Origin of the sequence: Massilia sp. CCM 8734 (assembly GCF_011682155.1) — a bacterium.
In the GTDB taxonomy this organism is placed as follows: Bacteria; Pseudomonadota; Gammaproteobacteria; order Burkholderiales; family Burkholderiaceae_D; genus Telluria_A; species Telluria_A rubra.
In genome coordinates this window covers 1-22,913 of record NZ_WHJI01000052.1, presented here as the reverse complement: position 1 = coordinate 22,913, position 22,913 = coordinate 1, and the positions used below count along the sequence as shown (strand labels likewise).

Sequence of the window (22,913 nt, the reverse complement as noted above, 5' to 3'; positions counted from 1 at the left end):
AACTGGTGTTATCTGCGGGCGAAACCGTGCAGTGCAAGGGCGCCCAGCCGCTAAATCGGCTACTGCTTCCGATTCTAACAGGATAGTGGCATAACACAGGGCGAGCCACGCAGCGGCGCGAAACCGAGCTTACGGGCTGACGGCGCTACAGCTTCATGGATTTACAAATTGAAACAGGTGCGGCCGGAAGTGGAACACCGTCCAGGCCGCACCGCCGATGATGAACAGATAAGGCCAGGACCGCAGCGCGATGCGCCAGTCGACCATCGACGGCCAGAACGAGAGGAACTGGGGCGCCAGCGCCAGCGCGATGAGCAGGTCGCGCGGGTCGAACTGCCAGGCCTGGCGCGTGCGCCACCAGGCCACGCAGAACGGCAGCAGCACAATCACCAGCGGCGCCAGGGCGGCCGGGGCGGCGTTGTACCAGCGCACCCGGGTCAGGGTGACCGAGCCGAGCTCCCAGTGGCGCCCGACCCGGCGCGGGATCACGGTAAACGAGGCGGGCCGTGCGCCGGTCAGCAGGCCGGCCACGAAATGGGCCAGTTCGTGGCAGAGGGTGCCGGCCACGGTGAACAGGAAAAAGAAGGGATGGGCCCCGGCCAGCACCCGGATCACCAGCGCCAGCGCGACCGAGGGCGCGAGGTAGAGGAGAATGTCTTTCATGATGCGGGAAATTGTCCGGCGTTCATCGCCAAACTTATACCATAGACCAGCCCGGCAAGACGCAGGCATGGTATCGTGCGTCCCCTTACGCCGCACTGCGCCATGCCGATGTTTACCACTATCCGCCCTACCACCCCCAATTCGCCGGCGCTGAATGCGCAACTGGCCGACCTGGCGCATGCTCACAGCGAGCTGATGGCCGCCGTGCTCGGCGCAGTCCAGCCGGGCATGGCCACCGCCGACCTGGCCGCCATGGCCCGCGAACAAGCGAAGACACGGGGAATTGGCCTGACGATGCGCACCAAGATGGGCTTTCCCGACGATATATCGGTGTGCCTCAATACGCAGGCGCGCAACCGAACCTGCCGCCGATGATCGTGAAGCCGAAACGCTGGTTCGGCACCGACCATGTACTGACCGAAGGCACGGTGCTGTCGCTGTTCGTGCTGGCCCATGAGGGCAAGCCGACGCTGAGGGAGCGAGGCGATGGCTGGACCATGCTCGACCGCCAGGGTGGCCTGTCGGCGGCCTTCAGCCACATGGTGCGGGTGGCGAGTGCGCCGCAGGTGCTGACCGGGTCGTATCCCCTGCACGCCCGAAGCCTAGCAGCCTGTCGGACTTGGGGAGTCGAAGCGAAAAAATAGCTGGGCGAGGCCAGATTTTGACGATTTCGCAGCGCCAATAGCGAGTTATTGGCCGAGAAAGCGGCGAAATATGGACCGTCCCAGGTATTTTTGCAGCCGACGATCCCAAGTCCGACAGGCTGCTAGTAAAACTGGCAATCCCAGCGCCACTGGCCATCCGGCGCGCGGAAGAAGTAGCCGACGCCATTGTCGCCCCACATCCAGCCGACCTTCTCTTCCGAGCCGACCTGGAACACAAAGTCGTGAAGGCCGACGCCGTGCTGGATTTCGTACGGATAACCGCCCACTTTGGTGCCGGTATAGCGCGTAAAACCGTCGAAAAACGCGTCGGTCGCGGCCTCGTCGTCATTGACCGCAGCCAGGTCGACGATTTCCCAGCCCCCCTCCCAGCCGGGCGCGTCGTCGTCCACCCTGGCCCAGCGGATGGGAAACGGTTTGACGGGTTTCGTTAGCTCCGGCAAAGGAACCAGGCCGTCGAGGCGCGCGTACTCCCGGATCAGCCATCCTTCGCCGTGCGGCAAATCGAAGGGATGGCGCGATTGGTTGTGGAACAGCACCAGCAAGGCGACGTCGCGCAACTGCTCGGGGACGTACGGCAGCTCGGCCACGCGGATTTGTAGCAGCGGGAACATCGGCTTGCCTTCAAACTCGGGCAAGGTTTCATGCGGCAAGCCGACGCCGCGCCCGAACCAGGACGTCAGCGGGTCCTGCGGCGGACGAAAACCGCCAGCCGTGGCCAGCGCGGCACTGCGCAGGTGCTGGCGCAGCTCGTCCAGTTGCGCGCGGGCGGCGGGATTCATGCTGCGCCGTAGCGCTGTTCCAGCGCTGACACAGCGCGTGCGCCGTTCTCGGACAAAAAACCGCCTTTCGGTATCCAGACCACGTCATCCCCTTTGCACAAATGAATATCCCCGGTGACACAACCGCGATGTAAAAACAGCGCGGCGGCATCAGCGGGGACAAAATTGGATCACGGGTTCGCCAGCCCGGCCCGATAAGGGCCGGACGGCATCAAATCGTTCTATTTATAGAACGCTTCGACCGTGCCTTTGAGTTTGATCAGCATCGGATGGCCCTTGCGGTCCAGTGCTTTGCCGGATGGAATCTTGATCCAGCCTTCGCTGATGCAATATTCCTCGACATTCAGGTGCTCTTTACCGTTGAGCTTGATGGCGACGTCGCGTTCGAACGCCGCTTCATTGTGAAAAGGGCTGCGCGGGTCGATCGACAGGCGGTCGGGCAATGGGGGGAGTGTAGTGGTATCGTTCATGGACGAATTATCCCCCAGATCGGCGGCGAGTACAACGCTCTTCGGTGGCGCCTTTTGCGCCAATGGCAAGTATGGCATCATGCGCCTTTCGGGCGAACTGCCCAACTTAAAAGGAAATCATGACAGCACTGACACGTTTCAGCGATGCGGAAGACGCCCTGCACGAGGGTCGCCACGACGAGGCGCTGCAAGGCTTTGTCTGGTTCTACCAGCACGCCCTGGATGAAGATCCGGCGCTGGAAGAAATGCGCTACTACCTGGTCGGCATGTGGGCCGAACTGGGCCGGGCCTACCCCAAGGCGCTCGACGCGCTGCGCACCATCCGCGCCGACAAGGCCGCGGCCCTGCTGGCCGGCGCCAACGACCGGGAAGCGTTCTGGGATATCGTCATCATCGATTCGGAACTCGGCGATACGGCGGCGACCTATCAGTTCTACAAGGCGCTGGCCGCAGCCTCGCCGGTATTTGCCGCCGACTGCGCGCTCATTGCCATGCCGGCCATTGTGGAGGCGCGCGACTACGCCCTGGCGGCAAAACTGATGCCGCCGGCCGAGCCGTTCGTGCGCGAGATGGCGCGCGTGCTCGAACAAGACATCGCGGCAATCAAACAGCGCCCGTTCTCGCACTTACCCGAGCGGCGCGCCGAAATCACGACCTACGTCAGCGAAGTCCAGCGGGTACTCACCGTTTTGGCCGGCAATGGCGAGCTTGAGGACGCGGCCCGTATCAAGGTGCTGGCGGTGGGCCTGATCAAAAGCCCGTCCGTACGCAGGGATGTCGCGGCCGGATTGAACAAGCGTTCCAGGGCGCGGGTTTCCTGACAGCGCCAGCGGCGACCCGGGCGCTTCACACTGCCGCGTAAGCGTGCAGCAGCGCGTCCTGGTTCGCCGCTTCCGCAATATGCAGCAACACCGTTTGCTTGAGTGCCACCACCGGATGCGCCGCGTCGTACTTGCAAAAGCCGAACACCTCCTCGATCGGATCGTCCGCATGCCATGAAGTGGGAATGAAATGCTGGTCGGGGATATCGCCGAAGTCGAACGCTTCGATATTGGCCATATCGACCGCGTCGTCCCAGGAACTGCAATCGACGCCCCAGGCGATCATGTAGCGGCAACCGGACTTGACGATCCAGTCGCTCACCTGCGATTGCCATTCGGGCGCGACAGCCGCGTCGGCGATGACCACCATTTTGTACGGCGCCGGCTGCACCCGCCCTGTGGGCAGGCTGCCGGGCGCCAGATGAATATAGGTGACAGGATGGGACATGCAAACACCTCCTTACCCTCGGGCCGTGTCAGCCCGCGTAAAAACACCGGCCGCAGGCCTGGCGGTATTGCTCGTTGCCGCCAATGGACACTTGCTCGCCTTCCCTGATCCGCTTGCCCTGCTCGTCCACGCGAATGTTCATCGTGGCTTTTTTGCCGCAGGTGCAGATATTCTTCAATTCCTCGATGTCGTCGGCCAGCGCCAGCAAATAGGCCGAACCGGGAAACGGCTCGCCCCGGAAATCGCTGCGCAAACCATAGCAGATGACCGGCACGCCGCGCACCTGCGCCAGCTGGTGCAATTGCTGCACCTGCGCAGTCGACAAAAACTGCGCCTCGTCGACCAGCACGCAGGCTACTTGCGGCACCTCCGTCAGGAAATCGGTTGCGCCATCGAAGATATCGACCTCGCGCTGCGGTCCCAGGCGCGATGTGACCTGCCCCACGCCGTAGCGGCTGTCGATCGCGGCCGTGTACAACTTGACCTGCTGGCCCTGCTCTTCATAGTTATGCGCAACTTGCAGCAGCGCTGTCGACTTGCCGGCGTTCATCGCCGAATACCTAAAATAAAGTTTTGCCACTGCGTGTTCCCACCGATTGAAGCGCGTCATTATAGCAAGCGCGGCGGACGCGCCTGTTGCATCTTAGAGCCTATCTCAGTAGATCGGGGGAAGCTGATGGCGACATGCGCGTAGGCGACATGCGCGTAGGCAATGCATGGCAAGGGAGGGCAAGGCGCGAGGAGGCCGCATGGCTAGCCATGCAACGACGAGGGTATTCCGAAGGAATACCGAGGCCGCACTCGCTTGCCAGGCGTGCCAGCAGCGACTCCGATCTACTGAGATAGGCTCTTAGTATCAGCGGGTGAAATCGACGACCACTTCTACGCGGTCCGCGCCCAGCGCCAGCACATGGCCGCGACTGGCCGCCGACGCCGTCGCCAGCACCACCGCGCCCGCCGCCTTGGCAAACTGCACCGCAAAGCCCCCTACCCCGCCGGCCGCGCCGTGGATCAGCACCTGCCGGCCGGACAGCAGCGGGCCGGCGGCGCGCAATGCCTGCCACGCGGTCAGGCCGGCCACCGGCAGCGCCGCGGCCTACACGTAATCCATCGCCTGCGGCACCAGCGCCAGCCTGTGCGCCGCCACCGCCACCATGTCGGCGTAGGCGCCCAGTGCGCCGAACGGCCCCATGACCCGGTCGCCCGGCGCAAAGTCGGTCACGCCATCGCCGAGCGCCATCACCTCCCCGGCCAGCTCGATGCCGAGGGTGGCCGGCAGCGCAAGGGGGAACACCGCCTGCAGATACCCCTGGCGGATCTTCCAGTCCAGCGCATTGACGCCGGCGGCGCGCACCCGCACCAGCACCTCGCCGGCGCCTGGCGCGGGCACGTCAACCTGGTCGACCCGCACCACATCGGCGCCGCCGTAAGCGTGAATGCGAACGGCGCGCTTCATGCCGCTTCTCCCAGCGCCGGGTAATCGGTGTAGCCGGCCGTGCCGGGCGAATAGAAGGTTGCCGAATCGGGCGCATTGAGCGGCGCGTCCAGGCGCAAGCGCCGCACCAGGTCGGGGTTGGCCAGGTACAGGCCACCGAACACCGCGGCGTCGGCCCGCTGCGCACCGATGGCCGCGTCGGCGCTCTCTTTTACCAGCCCGCCGCCGTGCAGATAAGCGCCGGCGAACAGCGGGCGCAGGGCCGCGTGGTAGTCGAATGAGGTCTTGAACTGGGCCACGTGCAGGTAGGCCAGCTTGAGCGGGGCCAGTTGCCGCACCAGGTAACTGTAGGTCTCCTGCGGCGTGGCGTCGCTGATGTCGTTAAAACCCATCTCCGGCGCGATCTTGATGCCGACCCGCGCGCCGCCCGCCTCGCCGGCCATCGCGGCCAGCACGTCGAGGATGAAACGCGCGCGGTTTTCCAGCGAGCCGCCATATTGGTCGGTGCGCTCGTTGGTGGACGAGGACAGGAACTGCTCCGGCAAATAACCCGACGCCGCATGCAGCTCGACCCCGTCGAAGCCGGCGGCGAGCGCGTTGCGGGTGGCAATACGGTACTCCTCGATCACGCCTTGCACCTCGCTGGTCGACAGTGCGCGCGGCTGCGTCAGTTCGAGCGGGCCGGCGGCGGTATAGACCGTGCCGGCCGGCTTGATCGCCGATGGCGCAAGCGGCGCCGCGCCGCCAGGCAGCATGCTCGGATGCGACATGCGCCCGCAGTGCATCAACTGCATGAAGATCCGTCCGCCCTTGCGGTGCACGGCGTCGGTGACATCCTTCCAGACGGCGATCTGCGCATCGGTATGAATGCCGGGGGTACGCACATAGCCCTTGCCCATCGGGCCGGGAAAGGTGCCTTCGGTGATCAAGAGGCCGGCGTCGGCGCGCTGTTCGTAATACGTGGCGACGGCGGCGGACGGCACGCCGCTGGCGTCGTCGGAGCGCGAGCGCGTCATGGGCGCCATCACGATGCGGTTGGGCAGTGTCAGGTGGCCGAGTTCGAGCGGAGTGAATAAGGTGTTCATCTGTTTCCCTTCTGGCTGAGTGAGAACCCATGGTACATTGCTGCATCAATGAGATAAACAGACAAAATCAGGATATTCTGCTGCATAAATGGAGCAATTGGCATGCAATTACTGAACTACATGCAGCTGTACGTGGAAGTGGCGAAGACCAAAAACTTCCGCAAGGCGGCCGCCACGCTCGGCATGTCCAGTTCCACGCTGTCGCGCAATATCGCCGCGCTGGAAAAGGAAATCGGCGTGCGCTTGCTGCACCGCTCCACGCGCCGGGTCGAGCTGACCGACGCCGGGCAGGCGTACTTCAACCGCTGCCAGGGCATCGTCGAAGAAGCCAACGTGGCGCACGAAGCGCTGCGCGGCGATGTGGCTCGTCCGAGCGGCACCTTGCGCGTCTCGATGCCGGTGGACCTGGCGATCAACTACCTGGCGCCGCTGCTGGCCGAATTCGCCGTCGCCTATCCGCTGATCGACTTCGAACTCGACGCGGCCTCGCGCCGGGTCGACCTGCTGGCCGAGCCATTCGACCTGGCGATTCGCATGGGGCCTGCGCCGACCGCGCCATCGACGCTGGTCGCACGCCAGATCGCGCTGCTCGAGCGCCAGCTATATGCGGCGCCGGCCTACCTCGACCGGGCGCCGCCGCTCGATCATCCGGACGACCTGATACGGCACGCCTTGTGCGCCGCTCCGGGCATCCGGCAGGATGGATGGACCTTGTTTAAGGGCGCGGCCAGCGTCACGGTGCCGGTCAGGGCGCGCTTCCTGATGAACAACGTGGGGTTGAGCCGTGCGCTGGCGGCCGAAGGCGCCGGCATTGCGATCCTCGACGACGTGATCGCGCGCGAAGAACTGGCCTCGGGACGGCTGCTGCGGGTGCTGCCGGAATGGATCCTGGCGCCGATCCCGGTGCATGCGATTACCGATACGCGCCTGCTGTCGGCGCGCACGCGGCTGTTCGTCGACTTTTTGAAGGCGCGCCTGCTAGCGGCTTAGGACGCGCGCAGGGTTGCCGACAGCGGTGGCGCCGGCCGGCACGTCGCGCGTGACCACGCTGCCGGCGCCGATGACGGCGTCGTCACCGATGCTCACACCGGGCAGGATGATGGCGCCGCCGCCGATCCAGACATTGCGCCCGATGCACACCGGGCGGCCCCACTCCAGTCCCGCTTTACGCTGCGCCGGGTCGCGCGGGTGGTCGGCCGTGTAAATCTGCACGGCCGGGCCGATCTGCGTGCCCTCGCCGATGGACACGCTCACCACGTCGAGAATGACGCAGTTAAAGTTCAGGAACACGTCTTTGCCGAGGTGGATGTTGTAGCCGTAGTCGCAGTGGAACGGCGGGCGGATCACCGCGCCCTCGCCCACCGCGCCGAACTGCGCGGCCAGCAAAACGCGGCGCGCCGACGCCGACTCGCCCAAGGCGGCGTTGTAGCGCACCATCCACGCCTTGGCCGCCGACTGGTCGGCCTGGATTTCCGCGTCGCCGGGGCGATACGCTTGGCCGGCCAGCATTTTCTGTTTTTCGCTCAAAATCACGTTGCGCTCCTATTGGCCGGGATGGTATTTGCGTTCGAGGTGCTTCTCGATATCGGCTTTGTAAAACAGGACATCCTTGAACTGCCCCTTGCTGTACATCTCGGCCTGGTCGCTGAAATGCGGCGAAGCCGGGTTGCCGCTGTTGCCGCCGGCCAGAATGCTTTTGGCGCGCACGCGCGGCCCGAACTCCACGACCGCCACGAAACTGGTGCCACGGTCGCCGTAAATGCGCTTCGTCGTTTGCGGCGCCACCATGCCGAAGGCGGCCAGCGAACCCCAGTTGGCCGACGCGAACGCCACCGGATAACTCGGCTTGGCGTCATCGTACTGCTGCCGTACGTCGCCGCTGATGCGCTGGAAGCGGTTGATCTCGCCCCATGGCGTTTGCCAGGCGCCAAAGTCCGTCTCCAGCCTGGCCGTGGCGCGCACCAGCGCTTGAAGGCGCTCGGCCGGCGCCAGGGTGTCGCGGATGTAGTCGAGCGTCGGCACGCCCTTCGCCTTGGCGGCGGCGGACGCATGCGCGACCATCTCCTGGCCCCAGTAGACGGCCAGCGAGGTCGGGACCGAGTCGACGCCGTAGCGGCGGTCCCACGCGCGCAAGGCGGCCATTTGCGGCGCCAGCTGCGCCTTGAGCGCGTCGCCTGCGGGCAGCTCGTCGTAGGCAGCGGCAAGGGATGCGATCAGCGGGTCGAAGGCGGTCAGGTGGCTGTCGTACGCGGCGGCGATCAGGCTGTCGAGCGTGAAATCCTTGCGGTTTTCCAGCACGGCCACGGCATGCAGGCCGCGCGCGTTTTCCGGCAAAGACCACATATATGCAGGATAGTCCTGCTGGCGCGGACTGTTCGCACCCGCCGCCGCGAACGGCCAGTTGTTGGTGTTCTGGATCCAGCCGCTGGCCGGGTTGAGCAGCGTAATGGTTTCGTCGATGGCGTGCAAGCCTTGCCATTCGGTGGCCGGATTGCTGCCGTCGACGGGCTTGTTCCAGTCGAAGGCGGTGTCGCGCTTCGGCACAAAATTGCCGTGGAAGTAGGCGATGGCGCCGTCGGCATCCGCATACACGGTATTGTTCGACGAGTTGGTGCGCAGCTCCATCGTCTTGCGGAACGCCTTGTAATTGCGGGCCTTGGTGCGCATGTACGACTGCGTGAGGGCCTTGAGCGGCTCGTCCATCAGCTTGACCGCAACCCACTTGCCGCCCTGCGCGCGCACCACCGGCCCGTGGTGGCTGAAGTAGGCGGTGACGCTCTTGCTGGCCATGCCGCCGGCGCTCTTGTAGGGCAATGTGATCTTGACTTCGCGCAGGGAGCGCTCGCCGCCGCCGTACTGGTAGACGTACCTGCCATCTTTTTCGGTCACCGTTTCGAGGTACTCGTCGATCACGTCGCCGCCGCCCGAGGTATGCATCCAGCCGGCTTTGTCGTTGAATCCCTGGTAGACGAAGAACTGGCCCCAGGTCACGGCGCCGTAGGCGTTCAGGCCCTGGTCGCTGACGACATGGACTTCGGGCCGGAAGTAGAACGAGGTGTGCGGGTTGATCAGCAGGAGCGCGCGCCCGGATGCGCTCAGTTTGGGGGCGATGGCAAAGCCGTTCGAGCCGCGCGGTTCGCGGTCGAGGGCATTCGGGGCCTCGGCCAGCGCCAGCGCGCTCTTCTTGCCGTAAAACTGCTCCAGCTCCTTGAGATTGATCGACTCGATATCGCCGCCGATGCTGCCTTCGCTGAACGCGAGCGCCATCCACGGCTCGAAATGCGTGATCAGCCTGGGCTTGACCTCGGGATGAGTGTGCAGGTAAAAGTTCAGGCCATCGGCAAAGGCGACCATCAATTTTTTAAGCCACGCCGGGCTGGCCGCGTATCTGGCCCGCATGTCGCCCGGCGTGATGAACATCTTCATGCGCAGGTCGCGCCAGATTTCCGCCTCGCCTTCGACTTCGGCCAGGCGCCCGAGCGCGTTGATGTAATTGAGTTCGACCCGGTTGAAATCGTCCTCCGCCTGCGCGTACAGCAGGCCGAAGACGGCGTCGGCGTCGCTCCGGCCGAAGACGTGGGGAATGCCCCACTTGTCGCGCATGATGGTCACGCGCTGCGCTGTCTTGTGCCAGCGCGCCTGTTCGGGCGTCACAGCTGATGGCACGCCGGCGCGCTTGGCCGGTGCGGCGCCGGCGGGCAGCGCGCTGGCGATGGTGGCGCAGCCAAGCAGTGTCGAAACGAGAAAGGGTCGAAACATCGATGCATCTCCTGACGATTTTCAATAGCGGGTTGCGCCCCCGCGCGGCTACGCGGCGCTCTCGCCCAGGGCCGCGAGGCGCTCCCTGAGGGCCTGGTTCTCGGCGCCCAGGGCATCGACCTTCTCGCGCAGGGTTGCCACCTGGGCGCGCAAGTCGGCTTCGGCGTCGGCCGGCGGCTCCTTGGGCGGACGGCTTGACGCCTTCTGTTCGCGCACCTGGCGCGCCGCCTGTTGCAATTCCTTGCGCCCGCCGGCCACCGCCGCGATCTGCACCGATTCCGGCAGCGACGCCACGTTGGCGGCGGCGTTGATCGAGATCGTCCCCGAGCGCACCGCTTCAACCAGCTGCGGCGTGGCCGCCTTCTGGATGCGTTCAATCTGGCTGATGGTATTGCTCGACACGCGCGCGGCCTTGGCCACGTCTTCGCGCGTGTTCCAGGGCGGCGACTCGGGCGCCTTGGCCGCGTCGGGCGCGGCCTGCGCAGCTTCCGGTTCGGCGGCGCGCTGGGCCACGCGAGCGGCGACGATATCTTTTTTGCGCAGCGCCAGCACGCCGCGCTGGTAGTCCGACACGCTGCGGCGCGCCAGGTGGTTATCGATCATCCACAGCATGACGTCGTCGAGCGAGGCGAAGGTCGCGTTCTGCACGGTCTTGAATGCGATGTGGTGCTTCTGGCAGATTTCGTAGCGATTGTGGCCGTCGATCAGCACATCGTTCCACAGCACCAGGGCGTCGCGGCAGCCCTCGGCCAGCAGGCTGCGTTCGAGCGCGGCGTATTCGTTGGCGGTGAGCGGGTCGATGAAGGAACGCAGTTCCTCGTTGATAGTGATGTTCAATTCGTGTCCTTGTAAGTACTGCGGCGGGCCGGACTGCGGCGCGCCGCCACGAATGCTACACCATACCGCTGGCGAGGGGAATGGAACGGGCGCGCAGTTGCGAATGGCCCGTTTCAACGATAGCTTGCTTGAAACTGGCGATGACGCCGGATATCGCTTCGTCACGTACGCAAGGAGCGTACAAAGCGGGAAATTGATCAAGTCCACAAAGTCGTTTTGCGGAAAAGGAGGCGGAGCTTTGATCTAAGCAAAACCCCGCCATTGCTGGTGCCCGGAGCCGGAATCGAACCGGCACGCCCTTACGAGCACGAGATTTTAAGTCTCGGGTGTCTACCAGTTTCACCATCCGGGCAGCGGGCGAGATTCTAGCACAGGAAATGGTCGATACGGCCACTTTTCCCGCGATCACCACGCCTGCGCGCCTGCGCATGGCGAACAGGAATGCGTGTCCGTTATGGAACCGACAGGCGTTTTACTGGTCTGACAAATGACAACTGGCCACCCCGGCCGGCGCAAACGCGATGCGAGAACACGATGATGGATAACCCTTATGCCCCGCCCCAGGCGACCGATGGCACCACTACCGGCGACACCAGGCTGAGCCCGCCGCTCTGGAATCCAAGCGCGGCCGTTGCGTGGTGCCTGCTGTTCGGTATCATGTTCGGTTCCTGGATTCACATGAAAAACTGGCAAATGCTGGGCCAGCCCGCCAAGGCGGCGGCGTCGAAACGCTGGCTGATCGGAAGCGCGTTGCTGTTCCTCGTGTCGTTCACGCTGGCGTTCGCCATGCCGGAGTCAGGTCCGGTTGGCACGTTTAACTTCTTCTTCGGCTTTGCGGTCATCATCGCCTGGTACTTCATCAGCGCGCGCGACCAGATCCGCTTCGTCGCCACGACGTACGGCAAGAACTACCAGCACCGGAGCTGGGGCACGCCATTGCTGTATGGCTTGCTGGTCATTATCGGCGTTGGCGTCGTCGGGGCCATCGCAGGGATCGTCGCGGCGGTTGCGAACCGGGCGGCGTGACCGTTCTCCCGACCGCTCCGGCTTCCTGCGCCGGTGCTGGCGCGAAAGAACATGATCACTGCGAACGAATAAAGTTAAATTTTGCACAAGTCATCTGATAACATACCATTTCTCGTTGTACAACATTAGAGGGATGGACATGGATCAGCTTATTCGCAAGACATTGATTGCCAGCGCCAGCGCGCTGCTGGCCTGCAGCGCCGCGACACCGGCTTTCGCCGCTGATTGGCCGAGCGGGTATACCAAGTGCGCCGCCGAGAGAGAGACCTGTGTGGTCGGCGCCGCCAAGCGCTCGGTGTCTTACGGCGCAAGCAACAAGTGGGTCACGAAAAGCCTCTCCGGCAATGTGGCGTGCAATAACGCCACGTTTGGCGACCCCATTGCGGGCAAGAAGAAATATTGTGCGATCGGTCCGGTGACGCCGACGCCTACCCCGACTCCTACCCCGACTCCTACCCCGACGCCGACGCCAACGCCGACTCCTACTCCTACCCCGACGCCGACTCCCACGCCAACGCCGACCCCGGTGGTCGACAATGGCACCACGACCACCGTCTGGGCCACTGGCTGCGACAGCAACAAGCCCGCCACCACGCCGGGCACCTGGACCGCAGGCGGCCCCTCCCCCGACCGCCCGAACTACAAACTGGTCAAGGAATCGGCGCACTTTGCCTTCTATTCCGACGAAAAAGTTTCCGACACCGACCTCAACCTGGCGGTCACCACGCTCGAAAACACGGTGTGGCAGAACCTGTTCAACAGTAATCTGTTCATGCCCGAGCCGTTCTACAACACGGCCACCAAGATCAAGCCCTCGATCCACATCCACTCCACCGACGGCCTGACTGCCGGCGGCTGGGCGCGCGACCGGGTCGGCATGTGGATCGGGCCTGGCGCCCTGAAAGACCACTGGGGCCTGACCCACGAATTCACCCACGCCTGGCAATATTGGATGGCGTACAACGGCGGCCTTGGCTGTCCCGACTCGAACACCTGCGGCTGGATCGCCGAGAGCCACGCCAACTACACGCCGCACCAGCTTCCCGAGTACAAGAACGAAGCTCACTGCTCCGAGATGCTGTCGAACGCGCCGCACCTGTACCTTGGTTCAACGCGCGACCGCTACTGCAACTGGCAGTTCATGGAGTACCTCAAGGACAAGCAGTGCCCGGTCGCGACCAACCAGATCTGGACCACCCCCGGTCCGGACCCGTTCACCAACATCCAGAAGTCACGCGGATGGAGCATATCCCAGCTCAACGACTTTTTCGGCGATTGGGCCATGCACAACGTGACGTGGGACTACAAGGCCACGCCCGACGCCTTCCGCAACGCTTACGGCAACATCACCCAGACCGACAAGTCCGAGCGCATGCACCGCCTGATGCCGCTCGAGGCGCTCGACCCCAACTGGACCGGCAACCGCCGCTTCGTCTCGCCCCACTACGGCGCACCGCAGCGCTTCGGCTATAACGTGGTGCGCCTGTATCCGGCCAGCGGCGCCAGCACCATCACCGTCAAGTTCCGGGGCGTGAACCAGCCCGGCTCCGACGCCGACTTCCGCTGGGGCCTGGTGGCCACCAACGCGCAGTTCACCGCGCCGCGCTACAGCGCCTTGCAAAAAGGCCTGGACGGCAACCTGACCTACAAGGTCAATCCCGGCGAACCGCTGTTCCTGGTAGTGACGGCCACGCCGTCGTTGTTCAAGACCATCGTTGCCGAACAGGAGTACGGCACCATCTGGCGCTATCCGTACATGATCGAACTGGCGAACGCGTGGCCGCAGGGTTTCCAGAACGGCCAGCGCGATCCGTGCCCGGCCGGCACGGCGCGTCACGCCAACGGCGGCGGCTGCGCACCATCGACGACGCCGGCCAGCGTGTTCGTCGGCCCTTACGCGACGGTCCTGGCGGGCAATTCGGTCACCGGCAATGCGCGCATCGAAGACCAGGCCATCGTCGCCAACGGCACGGTATCGGGCGGCACGGTGGGCGCTTTGAGCATCATCGGGGAACGCGGCAACAACGGCGACAATGCCTTCATTGTCGGCGGCTCGGCCCAGGTGCGCACCACCTTCTACCCATTGGGATTCTTCGAACGATCCCAGGTCGCATCGGGCAGCCTGAACCTGTATGGCGATGTGGAATACCGCGGCGAAGGCCTGAATCTGAGTTCGGGCAATCGCTCGGGCTTCGTCGATGCCGAGTCGCGCGTGGGACAGGCGACCGACATCAACACCAAGGTGCGTCCGGTGTGGCGGCCTTGACCGGCCCAGTGTAAGAGCGATGTACCTTGCCCGGTCGCGCTGGCGCGACCGGGCGTGCCGTCGCTTGATTACATCTCGGCGCTGAAAATGACGAGCAGGCCTTCATCCAGCGCATTTTCCACCACCTTGAGCACGCTGCGCAGGTAGGTGAACAGGTAGTCGGCCGTGTCGCCCTCGTCGCCCCACACATTGGTGTCGGCATACGGGCTGGCGCTGACGTAATCGCGCGCCAGCGCCTTTTCGATATCGTCCTCGGACAGGTGGCCGAAGTCTTCCGCCTCGTAGGCGATCATGGGATTGGCCTTGAGGGCGTCGAACAAGGCATTCATCTGGGTAATGACGGCGCGCTGCTTGTCGGCGTCGAGCACCTCGACCAGCGTGGTGCCGTACTCGCCTTCGAAGGCGTACTGCTGGCCGCTGTCGGTCAGGAAGGACAATGCCGGAAAATCGAAGGCGGCCAGGATGTTCCCGAAATAGTAGATCGCGTAACCGCTGCGCGTGCTGCCGAAGACGTGATGCAGCTTGTCGGTGCGGGCGCAGGCAAGCGCGCCTGGACCGCGCGCCAGGGCCTCATAATCGTCGGCGCTGGACAATACTGGCGGAACGCTCGCGGCAGGCGCCGAAAAGATGCGGGTTTCGGAGGTATGGGACATGGCGGGGTCTCGGAAGGACAGTAAACGGCGTAGCCGGCGACAACGCCAACTATACCGCAGCAAGCGTGCCGGTGAACAGCGCCCTTCGCCCAGCCGCGTGCTGGATTGTCATCCCAACATAGTTGTTGAACTTACTCAATTGTTGAGCTAGCATTGGCTCGCGGCACTCATGAAATTTTACTACATGATTTCGCCACCGCGCCCATGCAGCCCGAGGACCACACTCGCGCGCACCATATGACAAGAACGAGACAGCCCCATGCACACAGCCATGAACACGACGGAGATCTTCCTCCTCGCGATGCTCCTGATCTTCTCCATTCCCTACCTGATCTGGCGCGTTTTCAAGACCGATTACTACGCCCCGCTGGTGGTGGTGCAGATCATCACCGGCGTCTTGCTGGGACCGGGCGTGATGGGTGCGGCGTATCCGGATTACTACAAATTCATCTTCAACCCCTCCGTCATGCTGGCCATGAACGGGATCGCCTGGTGGGCGGTGATGATCTTCGTGATGATTGCCGGCATCGAGCTCGACCTCAAACAAGCCTGGGCGCACCGGCGCGAAACCACCATCACATCCAGCCTGGCGCTGAGCGTGCCGCTCGTCTTCGGCGCCGTGGTGGCGGCCGGCATGCTCGGCTACGCCGGCTGGATCGGACCGAAAGCGATGACCTGGCAATTCGTGGTCGGGGTCGGCATGGCCTGCGCGGTGACGGCGCTGCCGATACTGATCCTGCTGATGGAAAAGCTCGATATCCTGCGCCAGCCGATCGGCCAGCGCATCCTGCGCTACGCCAGCCTGGACGACATCGCCATCTGGGGCGTGCTGGCCCTGATCCTGCTCGACTGGAACCGGGTCGGACGCCAGCTCGGCTTCCTGCTTGCCTTCGGCATCGCCACGGTCCTTTACCGCCGCCTGATGGTCTGGTTGCCGGAGCGCGACCGCTGGTATGTGGGCCTGATCTGGCTGGCGCTGTGCGGTTTCGGCGCCGACTGGGCCGGGCTGCACTTCATGGTCGGCGCGTTCCTGGCCGGCGCGGTCATGGACGCGCACTGGTTCGACCAGGCCAAGATGGACCTGATGCGCCCCCACGTACTGCTGGCGATCATGCCGGTGTACTTCCTCAGCACGGGGCTGCGCACCAACTGGGACATGGGCAGCGCCGCCGTGTTCATTGCGGCTGGCGTGCTGCTGGTGGCCTCGGTCGGCGGCAAGCTGATCGGCGCGCACATCGCGGGCCGCATCCTCAAATGGAAAAAGGGCGAAGCGGGCATTATTGGCTGGCTGCTGCAGACCAAGGCGCTGATCATGATCATCTTCGTCAACATCCTGCTCGACAAGCAGATCATCACCAGCGAGACCTTCACCGCCCTGCTGCTGATGGCCATAGCCAGCACGATGCTGACGGTGCCGGTGGTGTATCCGAGGCTGCAACGGATGAAAGAACTCATTTTCCGCAACACCTGACGGCCAAAACGCCTACAACCGGGGTCAGAGCTTTAATGAGAAACATTTAACATTCGATGCAGGCCGCTGCCGATGTTGGCGCTGGTGAACTGGCCTGTGTATCGCTGCGTGCGTCCTTAAGAACGCCATTGCTGGCGTTTCGTCGCCGCCGATTTAACAATGTTGCTAGTTAAAGCTCTGACCCCGGTGTGAAAGCTCGATGTGAGAGGGTTCGAGGCGGGGGGAGGCTGTGCCCGGTCAGGAAACGTTGGATGATGGAAAGGCCGGCGCGGGCAATTTGCATTAAGATGCTGCCATTCCGTCTACCGGCTTCGTCGGGCCGTTGCTGCATCATGAAACTTTACGAGGCGCTTGCGCGCGATATTTCCGAGTCGATCCTGAGCGGCGCGCTGCAGCCCGGCGACCGCCTGCCGTCCGTGCGCAAAACCAGCGCCAGCCGCGGCGTCAGCCCGGCCACCGTGTTCGAGGCCTATTACACTCTCGAAGCCCAGGGACTGGTGCAGGCGCGCGAGCGCTCCGGCTATTTTGTCAGCGTCAGCGCCGGGCGCCTGCCGCCCGAGCCCGATACCGCCTCGCGCCCCGCCGAAGACGCGCTGCCACTGGCCATGAGCGAGCGCGTGTTCGACCTGCTCGAAACCACCATGCGGCGCGATGTGGTGCCGTTCGGCTCGGCCTTTCCGAGCCCGCTGCTGTTCCCGCTGGCGCGCCTGGCACGCTTGATGAGCACCAGCGTGCAGCAGCTCGATCCCTGGGCCAGCGTTGACGATCTCACCCCCGGCAACGCGCGCTTGCGGCGCCAGCTGTCGCTACGCTACCTGATCGATGGCATGACGGTGCACGCCGACGAGATCGTCGTCACCAACGGCGCGCTCGAAGCGCTCAACCTGTGCCTGATGGCGGTGGCGCGCCCCGGCGACGCGGTGCTGATCGAGTCGCCCGCGTTCTACGGTTCGCTGCAGGCGATCGAGCGCCAGGGCCTGGAGGCGATCGCGGTGCCAACCCACCCGCGCGACGGCATGGACCTGGCCGCAGCCGAACGCGCGCTCGAACGGCATCGCCCCAAAGCCTGCTGGCTGATGACGAACTTCCAGAATCCCCTGGGCAGCCTGATGCCCGACGAGAAAAAACGCGACCTGGTGCGCCTGCTGGCGCGCTACCAGGTGCCGCTGATCGAGGACGATGTCTTCGGCGAGCTGTATTTCGGCGCCAAGCGCCCGCTGCCGGCCAAGGCCTTCGATAGCGAGGGCCTGGTGATGCACTGTTCGTCGTTTTCGAAATGCCTGGCGCCCGGTTACCGGGTCGGCTGGGTGGCGGCCGGCCGCTTTACGCGCCAGGTGGCGCGCCAGAAGCTGGCCAGCACCCTGACCACCTGCGCGCCGGCCCAGGGCGCGCTGGCGCTGTACCTGGAAAAAGGCGGCTACGACCGCCATCTGCGCCTTTTGCGCCACACCCTGGCGGCGCAGCAGGCGCAGTTCATGGACGCCGTGCGGCGCCACTTCCCCGACGGCACGCGCGTCACGCGCCCCAAGGGCGGCTATCTGTTATGGCTGGAGTTGCCCGGCGCGGCCGATGCGCTGGCGGTGCACGCCGCCGCGCTGGCCGAGGGCATCAGCGTGGCGCCGGGACCGATCTTTTCGCCCCAGCCGGGGTTCGAGAACTGCCTGCGCCTGAACTACGGCCACTTGTGGGACGCGCGCGCCGAGGCGGCGCTGGCCACGCTCGGGCGCATCGTCCACGCACACGTCACGACTTAATCGCGGCCGTCCTTGGTCTGCTGCAGGGTAAAGCCGATCAGGCGCGACACCACCGCCGCCAGGTACATCAGGCCGACGAACATTTCGACGCTGGCCAGCGCGCGCGCGTGCGCCGTGAGCGGAATCACGTCGCCGATGCCGGTGCTCGAGAGCAGCGCGAAGCTGAGGTAGTTGAGTTCGGTCCAGGTGCGCGCGTCGGCGGCGTTGACGGCCGCCGCGTAGGTCCCCGGGTGCAGGGCCTGCAGCAGCACGAACAGGTGCGTGAAGCCCCAGGCGATCAGGGTGAAGGTGGCGCCGGCGGCGAACAGTTCGTCGGTGGTGGCGCGGTGGTCTTCCATCATGTAGGCGATCAGGCTGGCCGCCGCGTAAAAGTAGAACAGCGCTTCGAGCGCGGACGACCAAGGCAGCAGCGTCTCGCGACCGAAGATCATTTGCAGCACCAGCAGCACGATGACCGGCAGGGCGATGCCGGCGCTGACCCACTCGTGCCCGGGCGTGCGCCGCACCATGCGGGTGGTAAATCCGAGCACGATGATGCCGAAGGCATTGAATACCACCAGCCCGCTCGGGGTCGATTCGATGAAGGGATACAGCAGCATTCCGAGCAGCTGTACCAGCAGCAGGATGGCGGACGGGTGGCGGTGGGTGCTGCGCATCAGGTTAAAAGCGTTCATGGTCGACCAGGTTCATACGGACAAGCTACGCATTGTAGACCAGTCAATACGGGCGCTGGCGGGCCTGGGCCAGAAAAAACCGCGCCGCGCCAGGCGCAGCGGGCCAAGGTCAGGAGGCCAGCGCCATGTCTTCCCGATCGGCCTGCGCCATATCGGGTGCCGGTTTGAGCAGCAGCAACTGCCCTTCCAGCACGCGAAACACCAACGGTGCATCGAGCTGGGTCACCTCGCCGTCGATCGCGACCTTCATGCGGCGCCGCCCCACCAGGCCGCGCTGCTTGACGGTCATGCGGGTCAGGCCGAAGGCGTGCAGGTTGGGGGCCTCGCTCAAGCGCCCGAGCGCGCCGCGCGCCAGCAAGGCCAGCATGCCGAACTTGCCCACCGGTTGGGGCGCCAGCGCGGCCAGCTTGCCATCGTCGATGCGCTCGGCCAGCGGGGCGAAGCCGACTTGTTCCATCTGCAAACGGTTGTTGCCGACGAACAGGGTGGGCGTGCGCAGGGTGCGCGTCTTGCCATCGAGTTCGACGTGGATGTGCAGGTGCCGGTACGATCCGAGCACCGTTTTCAGGGCCGACAGCATCGCTACCAGCCGGCTGCGTCCGTATTGCTTCTTGTCGATCTCGCGTTCTTCGAGCAAGGTGGGGTACAGGCCGATGCTGGCGTTGACCAGGAATACGCGCTCGTTGACCAGCCCCACCTGCACCGGCTCCACCCGCGCCGTCAGCAGCGCCCGCACGGCCTCGCCCAGGTCTTCCGGAATGCTGTGGGTGCGGCCGAAATAGTTGAAAGTGCCTTGCGGCAGCACGCCGAACTGGCAGCCGCTCTCGACCGCCTGGCGCGCCACGGTGTTGATGGTGCCGTCGCCGCCGGCGGCAACCAGCACGCCCCCGCTCTGGCACGCGCGCGCAGCCATGTGCCGCGCAATGTCGCCCAGCTCGGCCGCCTGGTCCACCACGGCCAGTTCGAATTCGCGCCCGGCAGCGGTGAGCAGGTCTTCGATGGTGGTGCGCTGGAGTTCGGTTTCGGCGTGGCCGGAACCGGCGTTGAGAATAATATATAGCGGCGCGGGCATGGGGGCTGACGTGGAGTTCAATGATGCCAAACTTTATCACCAGCGTGGAAAATTGCGTTTTCAATACGATAGCGCGGGTGTCCCGAGGGAGATCGTCGCGCGGCATCGGACCACAGCCCCGGCGCGCGCCGCCAGCAAGGCTGACGCTGCCGCCCTTGCGTTCATCCCGATCCGCACGGCGGGGCGCGCGCCGGTTCGTCATCGGCGCAAGCAGCCCGCCGATGCGCCCGGCAGGCCGGTCCTGTATCGTCAAGCCCGCGCCAGGCCGGCGTCAGCCCTCGATCCGCTCCGCAACGGGCGCACCCTGCGTTGCGCGCGGCACCGGCTTGATGCGGGCCAGCACGCCGATCAGCTCGGCGGTGTTGGCCGGCTTGACGAAATAATGGTCGAAGCCGGCCTGCACCGCGCTGGCCTTGTCGTACTTGTTGCCGTAGCCGGTTACCGCGATCAAGGTGGCCGCGCGCGCGTGTGCGGTGGCCCTGAGCCGGCGCGCCAGTTCGTTGCCATCCATGCCGGGCAGGCCGATATCGAGCAGGCAGGCGTCCGGCGCAAAGTTGCCCACGCTTTCCAGCGCGCGCAGCGGATCGTGCTCGACCATGACCACGTGGCCGGCCGATTCCAGCACCATGGCCATGGCGTTGGCGGCGTCTTTGTTGTCGTCGACCAGCATCAGGCGCAAGCCCTCGCCCGCATGGCTGCCGGGTCCGCGACAGGCCGCGCCGGCGCTGCCGGCCAGCGCGTGCTTTTGCAGGTACACCGAAAAGGTCGCCCCGTCCCCCGGCCCCGGACTGGCCGCCGTCACATGCCCGCCATGCAGCAGCACCAGGCTGCGCACCAGCGCCAGCCCCAGGCCGAGCCCGCCCTGCGAGCGGTCGGACGAGCGCTTTTCTTGCGTGAACAACTCAAAAATATGCGGCATCAGCAGCGCCTCGACACCGATGCCGTTGTCACGCACGTGCAACTCGACCGTGTCGCCATGATGGCTGACCTCGAGCGCGATGCGCCCGCCGGCCGGCGTGTACTTGGCCGCGTTGTGCAGCAGGTTGGTCAGCACCTGTACCAGCCGCTTGCGGTCGCCCATCACCGCCACCACCCCCTCGGGCGGCATGTCCAGGCGCAACTCATGGCCGCGCTCGCTGATGAGCGGCTGGGTCTGCTCTACCGATTCCTGCACCACCTGGTGCAGGTCGATCACCTCCTTGTCGAGCACCACCAGCCCGGTGTTGACCCGCGACACATCAAGCAGGTCGTTGATCAGGCTGGTCATATGATTGACCTGGCGTTCGATGATGACACTCGACATCTTCACCCGAGAAATATTGTCCGGCGCCATGCCCAGCAAATGCGCTGCGGAACGAATCGGCGCCAGCGGATTGCGCAGTTCGTGCGACAGCATCGCTAAAAATTCATCTTTGTGGCGCCCCGCCTCGCGCAAGGATTCCTCCGCACGCTTGCGGGCACTGACATCGATCGATACGCCGCGTATGCACCTGGCATTGCCGGCCTCGTCCCCAACCACCGTGCCGTACACCTGCAACCAGACAAGCTGGTCATTGTCCGGCCGGCGCAGGCGCACCACGTCGCCATAGCTTCCATGACATTGGAGTGCCTCGCTGCGCGCAAGTTCCATCCGTTTCAGGTCGTCGGGGTCGAAACAGTGCCATACCTGGCGCATATTGGTCCAGTTGGCGCCGAACAGTTCGGGTGCGTTGTCCGAGAACACCACATCGTTGCTGTCCAGGTCCCAGTCCCACACCACCATGCGCGCCACTGTCAGCCCTTCCTTCAGGCGCAGCTCGCTGTGCTGCAAGGCCTGGCGCGCCATGGAGCGGTCGGTCACGTCGAAACCCTGCACGAAAATGCCGCTGACAGCGCCGTTTTCCAGGATCGGCTGGTACACGAAGTCGATGTAGGCATGGGTCGGCGCGCTCTCGGGCGCCTGGCGCAGTTCGATGCGCAGGTCGCCCGCCTTGTACGGCATGCCGCTGGCATACACGCCATCGAGCAGCTCGACAAATCCCTGCCCCACCATCTCCGGCAGCGCTTCGCGCACGCTCTTGCCGATCAGCGCACGCTGGCCCACCAGGCGCAGGTAGGCCGAATTGACGAATTCAAACACATGCTCGGGTCCGCGCAGGATGCAGATGAAGCCGTGGGCCTGCTCGAACAGCAGGCGCAGGCGCATGGATTCGGCTTCGCGCTGTTCGCGCAGGGCTTGTTCGGCGCGCAGGCGCTGCGAAGTCTGGATCGCTTCATGCCGCTGCGCGTGCTCGCGCTGCGCGATCTGTTCGGTCAGGGCCAGGTTCATGCGCTCGAGCGCGGCTTTGGCCTTGTGCTGGGCGGTTACATCGTTGCACACCACCAACACGCCGTGCACGCCGTCATGGTCCTCGATCGGGCTGTAGCCGTAGGTCCACCAGACATCTTCGCGCCTGCCGTGGCGCGTGACCGGCACCAGCTGGTCTTCGTTCCAGGTGCTGCCGCCGCCGTTCATGACCAGTTCGATCTGGGGGCCGATGATGGGCCAGATTTCTTCCCAGCACTCCCGCCCGCAGCCGCCCAAGGCGCTCGGATGACGTTCCGGCCCCATGGTCTGGCGGTAGGCATCGTTGTAGAACTGCACCAGGTCCTTGCCCCACCACAGGAACATCGGATGCCTGGAGGTAAGGATCAGCCGGATCGTGCTCTTGAGCAACGTGGGCCATTGTTCGGGTGGACCGAGCGGCGTCGCGCTCCAGTCCTTGGCGCGCATCAGGGCGCCGAGTTCTCCGCCGTTGGAGAGGAAGTCAAATGTCAAACGCATCCAGTGCCCGGTAATGGTCGCCGATAATGAGAAGTGGTATGCGCACCGCTGGGGCGCATGCCAGATCGTATCATTATTGTGAAAGCATGCGCCGTCCGTTTTGTCCAATCAAGCAGCCTGTCGGACTTGGGGAGTCGAAGCGAAAAAAATAGCTGGGCGAGGCCAGATTTTGACGATTTCGCAGTGCCAATAGCGAGCTATTGGCCGAGAAAGCGGCGAAATAGGGACCGTC

General features: G+C 64.6%; 23 protein-coding genes and 1 tRNA gene. 8 read left to right on the top strand and 16 right to left on the bottom strand.

Features of this window, described 5'->3' with window-relative positions:
• Window positions 1-153: 153 nt before the first annotated feature.
• Window positions 154-663, bottom strand: a complete 510-nt coding sequence (locus F2P46_RS31415) for a hypothetical protein (RefSeq protein ID WP_166897882.1) — start codon at window positions 661-663, stop codon at window positions 154-156.
• A gap of 75 nt (window positions 664-738) precedes the next feature.
• Here F2P46_RS31415 and F2P46_RS31410 point away from each other — a divergent pair, with 75 nt between their 5' ends.
• Both F2P46_RS31410 and F2P46_RS31405 read left to right on the top strand, forming a co-directional pair.
• Window positions 739-1,038: a hypothetical protein gene (locus tag F2P46_RS31410; RefSeq protein ID WP_166897879.1), complete on the top strand. Its 300-nt coding sequence runs from the start codon at window positions 739-741 to the stop codon at window positions 1,036-1,038.
• A complete protein-coding gene (locus tag F2P46_RS31405; protein ID WP_166897877.1) occupies window positions 996-1,307 on the top strand; it encodes a hypothetical protein in 312 nt (103 codons plus the stop codon). Before F2P46_RS31410 ends, F2P46_RS31405 begins: the two co-directional genes overlap by 43 nt.
• A gap of 122 nt (window positions 1,308-1,429) precedes the next feature.
• Here F2P46_RS31405 and F2P46_RS31400 read toward each other — a convergent pair whose 3' ends face one another.
• Window positions 1,430-2,107 (bottom strand): DUF1963 domain-containing protein, encoded by a 678-nt coding sequence (locus tag F2P46_RS31400; protein ID WP_166897874.1) that lies wholly within the window; start codon window positions 2,105-2,107, stop codon window positions 1,430-1,432.
• A gap of 221 nt (window positions 2,108-2,328) precedes the next feature.
• Window positions 2,329-2,577: a DUF3297 family protein gene (locus tag F2P46_RS31395; RefSeq protein WP_166897872.1), complete on the bottom strand. Its 249-nt coding sequence runs from the start codon at window positions 2,575-2,577 to the stop codon at window positions 2,329-2,331.
• Between the two features lie 119 nt (window positions 2,578-2,696).
• Between F2P46_RS31395 and F2P46_RS31390 the strand changes: the two genes are divergently transcribed.
• The gene (locus tag F2P46_RS31390) at window positions 2,697-3,398 is read left to right on the top strand and encodes a hypothetical protein (protein ID WP_166897869.1); all 702 of its coding nucleotides are present in this window, start codon (window positions 2,697-2,699) and stop codon (window positions 3,396-3,398) included.
• 25 nt (window positions 3,399-3,423) lie between these two features.
• Here F2P46_RS31390 and F2P46_RS31385 read toward each other — a convergent pair whose 3' ends face one another.
• The 5 genes from F2P46_RS31385 to F2P46_RS31370 form a co-directional block, all read right to left on the bottom strand.
• Window positions 3,424-3,846 carry a hypothetical protein gene (locus F2P46_RS31385; RefSeq protein WP_208296849.1) on the bottom strand — a complete coding sequence of 141 codons (423 nt, stop codon included), beginning with the start codon at window positions 3,844-3,846 and terminating at the stop codon, window positions 3,424-3,426.
• A gap of 28 nt (window positions 3,847-3,874) precedes the next feature.
• Window positions 3,875-4,426, bottom strand: coding sequence for a thymidine kinase (locus F2P46_RS31380; protein WP_166897867.1), 552 nt, complete (start codon window positions 4,424-4,426; stop codon window positions 3,875-3,877).
• Window positions 4,427-4,702: 276 nt separating this feature from the next.
• Window positions 4,703-4,927 carry a hypothetical protein gene (locus F2P46_RS38010; RefSeq protein ID WP_229509532.1) on the bottom strand — a complete coding sequence of 75 codons (225 nt, stop codon included), beginning with the start codon at window positions 4,925-4,927 and terminating at the stop codon, window positions 4,703-4,705.
• Window positions 4,928-4,942: 15 nt separating this feature from the next.
• Window positions 4,943-5,302, bottom strand: a complete 360-nt coding sequence (locus F2P46_RS38005) for an alcohol dehydrogenase catalytic domain-containing protein (RefSeq protein ID WP_229509531.1) — start codon at window positions 5,300-5,302, stop codon at window positions 4,943-4,945.
• The gene (locus F2P46_RS31370; protein ID WP_166897864.1) at window positions 5,299-6,366 is read right to left on the bottom strand and encodes an alkene reductase; all 1,068 of its coding nucleotides are present in this window, start codon (window positions 6,364-6,366) and stop codon (window positions 5,299-5,301) included. The genes F2P46_RS38005 and F2P46_RS31370 overlap by 4 nt, the downstream gene beginning before the upstream one ends.
• A gap of 102 nt (window positions 6,367-6,468) precedes the next feature.
• Here F2P46_RS31370 and F2P46_RS31365 point away from each other — a divergent pair, with 102 nt between their 5' ends.
• Window positions 6,469-7,356, top strand: a complete 888-nt coding sequence (locus F2P46_RS31365; RefSeq protein WP_166897861.1) for a LysR family transcriptional regulator — start codon at window positions 6,469-6,471, stop codon at window positions 7,354-7,356.
• Here F2P46_RS31365 and F2P46_RS31360 read toward each other — a convergent pair.
• The 4 genes from F2P46_RS31360 to F2P46_RS31345 all read right to left on the bottom strand — a co-directional run bounded on the left by F2P46_RS31360 (window position 7,345) and on the right by F2P46_RS31345 (window position 11,314).
• Window positions 7,345-7,896 carry a sugar O-acetyltransferase gene (locus tag F2P46_RS31360; protein ID WP_368737978.1) on the bottom strand — a complete coding sequence of 184 codons (552 nt, stop codon included), beginning with the start codon at window positions 7,894-7,896 and terminating at the stop codon, window positions 7,345-7,347. The two genes, F2P46_RS31365 and F2P46_RS31360, sit on opposite strands and share 12 nt — an antisense overlap.
• 12 nt (window positions 7,897-7,908) lie before the next feature.
• A complete protein-coding gene (locus tag F2P46_RS31355) occupies window positions 7,909-10,125 on the bottom strand; it encodes a penicillin acylase family protein (protein ID WP_166897856.1) in 2,217 nt (738 codons plus the stop codon).
• Window positions 10,126-10,173: 48 nt separating this feature from the next.
• Window positions 10,174-10,962, bottom strand: a complete 789-nt coding sequence (locus F2P46_RS31350) for a hypothetical protein (RefSeq protein WP_166897854.1) — start codon at window positions 10,960-10,962, stop codon at window positions 10,174-10,176.
• A 265-nt stretch (window positions 10,963-11,227) separates the two neighbouring features.
• Window positions 11,228-11,314, bottom strand: a tRNA-Leu gene (locus F2P46_RS31345).
• A 185-nt stretch (window positions 11,315-11,499) separates the two neighbouring features.
• Between F2P46_RS31345 and F2P46_RS31340 the strand changes: the two genes are divergently transcribed.
• Entirely contained in the window at window positions 11,500-11,988 is a 489-nt protein-coding gene (locus tag F2P46_RS31340; protein ID WP_166897851.1) for a hypothetical protein, read from the top strand.
• A gap of 139 nt (window positions 11,989-12,127) precedes the next feature.
• Window positions 12,128-14,254, top strand: a complete 2,127-nt coding sequence (locus F2P46_RS31330) for a DUF6055 domain-containing protein (protein WP_208296847.1) — start codon at window positions 12,128-12,130, stop codon at window positions 14,252-14,254.
• Between the two features lie 68 nt (window positions 14,255-14,322).
• On the opposite strand, the gene F2P46_RS31325 is transcribed toward F2P46_RS31330, so the two are convergent.
• On the bottom strand, window positions 14,323-14,907 hold the full coding sequence (locus F2P46_RS31325) for a hypothetical protein (RefSeq protein WP_166897849.1): 585 nt from the start codon (window positions 14,905-14,907) through the stop codon (window positions 14,323-14,325).
• A gap of 259 nt (window positions 14,908-15,166) precedes the next feature.
• On the opposite strand from F2P46_RS31325, the gene F2P46_RS31320 reads away from it, so the two are divergent.
• Both F2P46_RS31320 and F2P46_RS31315 read left to right on the top strand, forming a co-directional pair.
• On the top strand, window positions 15,167-16,378 hold the full coding sequence (locus F2P46_RS31320; protein WP_166897847.1) for a cation:proton antiporter: 1,212 nt from the start codon (window positions 15,167-15,169) through the stop codon (window positions 16,376-16,378).
• A 332-nt stretch (window positions 16,379-16,710) separates the two neighbouring features.
• Entirely contained in the window at window positions 16,711-18,132 is a 1,422-nt protein-coding gene (locus F2P46_RS31315; protein ID WP_166897845.1) for a PLP-dependent aminotransferase family protein, read from the top strand.
• Here the strand turns inward: F2P46_RS31315 and F2P46_RS31310 are convergent.
• The 3 genes from F2P46_RS31310 to F2P46_RS31300 all read right to left on the bottom strand — a co-directional run bounded on the left by F2P46_RS31310 (window position 18,129) and on the right by F2P46_RS31300 (window position 22,681).
• A complete protein-coding gene (locus F2P46_RS31310; RefSeq protein WP_208296846.1) occupies window positions 18,129-18,806 on the bottom strand; it encodes a two pore domain potassium channel family protein in 678 nt (225 codons plus the stop codon). The two genes, F2P46_RS31315 and F2P46_RS31310, sit on opposite strands and share 4 nt — an antisense overlap.
• A 109-nt stretch (window positions 18,807-18,915) precedes the next feature.
• Window positions 18,916-19,878, bottom strand: a complete 963-nt coding sequence (locus F2P46_RS31305; protein ID WP_166897843.1) for a diacylglycerol kinase family protein — start codon at window positions 19,876-19,878, stop codon at window positions 18,916-18,918.
• A 271-nt stretch (window positions 19,879-20,149) separates the two neighbouring features.
• Complete coding sequence (locus tag F2P46_RS31300; protein WP_208296845.1) at window positions 20,150-22,681, bottom strand: ATP-binding protein; 2,532 nt, start codon at window positions 22,679-22,681, stop codon at window positions 20,150-20,152.
• Window positions 22,682-22,913: the final 232 nt, after the last annotated feature.

What these genes read in the sequence shown, in the direction of transcription:
- F2P46_RS31415 (WP_166897882.1), bottom strand. Translation starts at nt 663, where the DNA reads ATGAAAGACATTCTCCTCTACCTCGCGCCCTCGGTCGCGCTGGCGCTG.
- F2P46_RS31400 (WP_166897874.1), bottom strand. Translation starts at nt 2,107, where the DNA reads ATGAATCCCGCCGCCCGCGCGCAACTGGACGAGCTGCGCCAGCACCTG.
- F2P46_RS31395 (WP_166897872.1), bottom strand. Translation starts at nt 2,577, where the DNA reads ATGAACGATACCACTACACTCCCCCCATTGCCCGACCGCCTGTCGATC.
- F2P46_RS31390 (WP_166897869.1), top strand. Translation starts at nt 2,697, where the DNA reads ATGACAGCACTGACACGTTTCAGCGATGCGGAAGACGCCCTGCACGAG.
- F2P46_RS31385 (WP_208296849.1), bottom strand. Translation starts at nt 3,846, where the DNA reads ATGTCCCATCCTGTCACCTATATTCATCTGGCGCCCGGCAGCCTGCCC.
- F2P46_RS38005 (WP_229509531.1), bottom strand. Translation starts at nt 5,302, where the DNA reads ATGAAGCGCGCCGTTCGCATTCACGCTTACGGCGGCGCCGATGTGGTG.
- F2P46_RS31370 (WP_166897864.1), bottom strand. Translation starts at nt 6,366, where the DNA reads ATGAACACCTTATTCACTCCGCTCGAACTCGGCCACCTGACACTGCCC.
- F2P46_RS31365 (WP_166897861.1), top strand. Translation starts at nt 6,469, where the DNA reads ATGCAATTACTGAACTACATGCAGCTGTACGTGGAAGTGGCGAAGACC.
- F2P46_RS31355 (WP_166897856.1), bottom strand. Translation starts at nt 10,125, where the DNA reads ATGTTTCGACCCTTTCTCGTTTCGACACTGCTTGGCTGCGCCACCATC.
- F2P46_RS31340 (WP_166897851.1), top strand. Translation starts at nt 11,500, where the DNA reads ATGGATAACCCTTATGCCCCGCCCCAGGCGACCGATGGCACCACTACC.
- F2P46_RS31330 (WP_208296847.1), top strand. Translation starts at nt 12,128, where the DNA reads ATGGATCAGCTTATTCGCAAGACATTGATTGCCAGCGCCAGCGCGCTG.
- F2P46_RS31325 (WP_166897849.1), bottom strand. Translation starts at nt 14,907, where the DNA reads ATGTCCCATACCTCCGAAACCCGCATCTTTTCGGCGCCTGCCGCGAGC.
- F2P46_RS31320 (WP_166897847.1), top strand. Translation starts at nt 15,167, where the DNA reads ATGCACACAGCCATGAACACGACGGAGATCTTCCTCCTCGCGATGCTC.
- F2P46_RS31315 (WP_166897845.1), top strand. Translation starts at nt 16,711, where the DNA reads ATGAAACTTTACGAGGCGCTTGCGCGCGATATTTCCGAGTCGATCCTG.
- F2P46_RS31310 (WP_208296846.1), bottom strand. Translation starts at nt 18,806, where the DNA reads ATGAACGCTTTTAACCTGATGCGCAGCACCCACCGCCACCCGTCCGCC.
- F2P46_RS31305 (WP_166897843.1), bottom strand. Translation starts at nt 19,878, where the DNA reads ATGCCCGCGCCGCTATATATTATTCTCAACGCCGGTTCCGGCCACGCC.
- F2P46_RS31300 (WP_208296845.1), bottom strand. Translation starts at nt 22,681, where the DNA reads ATGCGTTTGACATTTGACTTCCTCTCCAACGGCGGAGAACTCGGCGCC.